Below are 1,877 nucleotides of genomic sequence, written 5' to 3' on the forward strand. Positions count from 1 at the left end.
ATTGACGTTGGAGTTGGCGTACTACCGCCGCATCAACTACGGCAAGAAGAGCGAATCCTTCAGCGGCGAGCAGCGCGAACTGTTCGAAGAAACAATCGACTCCGACTTGGCCGCCATCCGCGCAGAGCTGGCGCCACCTGATACCGGTGATGGCGAAGCGGGCAAGCGCAAACGCAGCCGTGCCGGACGCCAGCCGCTGCCGGCCGAACTGCCGCGCGTCGAGCACCGCCATGAGCCGGAGTCGTGCCAAAGCGCGGCATGCGGCCAAGGCCTGGTCAAGATCGGTGAAGGCATCAGCGAACAGCTCGACGTTGAGCCGGCGCGCTTTTTCGTGCATCGCCACATTCGTCCGCAGTACGCTTGCCGCGCCTGCGAGACGGTCATTGCAGCAGCGGTGCCGCCGGCGATCATCGATGGCGGCATGGCAGCACCTGGCTTGCTGGCCTGGGTGGCGGTGAGCAAATACACCGATCACCTGCCGCTGTACCGCATCGAGCAGATCGGCGCGCGCCAAGGCGTGCCACTGGCGCGCTCCACGCTGGCCGAGTGGATCGGCAAGATCGGCGTCGCGCTGCAACCCTTGAGTGAACGCCTGGCCGAACTGCTCAAGGAGCGACCGTGTCTGCATGCCGACGAAACGCCGGTGCGGCAACTGGACCCCGGCGAAGGAAAAACCCGGCATGCGTATTTATGGGCCTACCGATCCAATGACCTGGACGAGGGGCCGCGCATCGTCGTGTTCGACTATCAAACCGGCCGTGCCGGCGCGCATGCGCCCGCCTTCCTGTCGGGCTGGCAGGGCCAGCTGATGGTCGACGATTACGCTGGCTACAAAGCCATGTTCGCCGCCGGCATCACCGAGCTGGCGTGCATGGCCCACGTACGCCGCAAATTCTTCGACCTGCATGCTGCCAACGGTAGTCCGATTGCCGCAGAGGCCCTGCGCCGTATCGGCTAGTTGTACGCCGTCGAGCAGCAAGGGCGCGAAGTGGCGCCGACAGAACGCTTCCAATTGCGCCAGGACCAGGCCAAGCCACTAATGGCCGATTGGCACGCCTGGCTGCTTGCCGCGCGCAGGACCGTGGCCGTCGGCAGCGGCACCGCCAGGGCGATCGACTATGCCCTCAAGCGCTGGCCGGCGCTGCTGCGCTACGTCGATTCGGGCACGCTGCCGATCGATAATAATCCGGTCGAAAACACCATCCGTCCTATCGCCGTCGGGAAAAAGAACTGGCTGTTCGCTGGCTCTGAACGGGCCGGGCGACGCGCCGCCGCGATCCAGACCCTGCTCGCCACCGCCAAGCTCAACGGACTCGAGCCATTACGCTGGCTCAGCGATACACTCGAAAAGCTGCCCACCTGCCCGAACAGCAAGATCGACTCATTGCTACCGTTTGCACAGTCTACCCAGTCCTAAACCGCATTCATAGGTGGGTGGGCCGGACGCTTACGGCTGAATCGGTAGCCGAGCAGGCGGGAAAGCCCGAAAACACGAAAACCACCTCGCTGTAGGCGCCTGTGTCAGTCATGATCTGAGTCGGCTGAAGGTCGGTTTACTGCCCCAGGAAGACGGCCAGTAGAATCAGGCTGTCGCGAAGCGTGCCCGGCACGGTGATGCCGTTCAGTCCTAAAAAACTGGTTCGATAGCAGGTTGTACGAGGTCACGCCGCGCCCGACGCCGAAGCGCGCTCGGAATAGCTGAATCTTATTCTAAGGCAGGGAAGTGTAGTGGTAGGCTGACCGCAAATTGACTTCCACTGCGGAATGTGTCAATCACTTTGAGACAATGAATTTGATGAGTTTAGTGTCTAATTCTCTGGATTCTCCCCGCTCTCGGCCTCCGGTTTTGGCATGTTAATGCCCGCTACGGTTGGCAA

General features: G+C 62.1%; 2 pseudogenes. One reads left to right on the forward strand and one right to left on the reverse strand.

The features are described from left to right. Positions 1-1,417 (forward strand): annotated as a pseudogene (gene tnpC, locus ACP7DD_RS26400) (IS66 family transposase); the annotation flags it as partial. A 76-nt stretch (positions 1,418-1,493) separates the two neighbouring features. On the opposite strand, the pseudogene ACP7DD_RS26405 reads toward tnpC, so the two are convergent. Then, positions 1,494-1,683: pseudogene (locus ACP7DD_RS26405) on the reverse strand (Tn3 family transposase); the annotation flags it as partial. Between the last annotated feature and the right edge of the window lie 194 nt (positions 1,684-1,877).

It is taken from the genome of Massilia sp. TWR1-2-2 (assembly GCF_049897565.1).
Taxonomy (GTDB): Bacteria; Pseudomonadota; Gammaproteobacteria; order Burkholderiales; family Burkholderiaceae_D; genus JAFCUW01.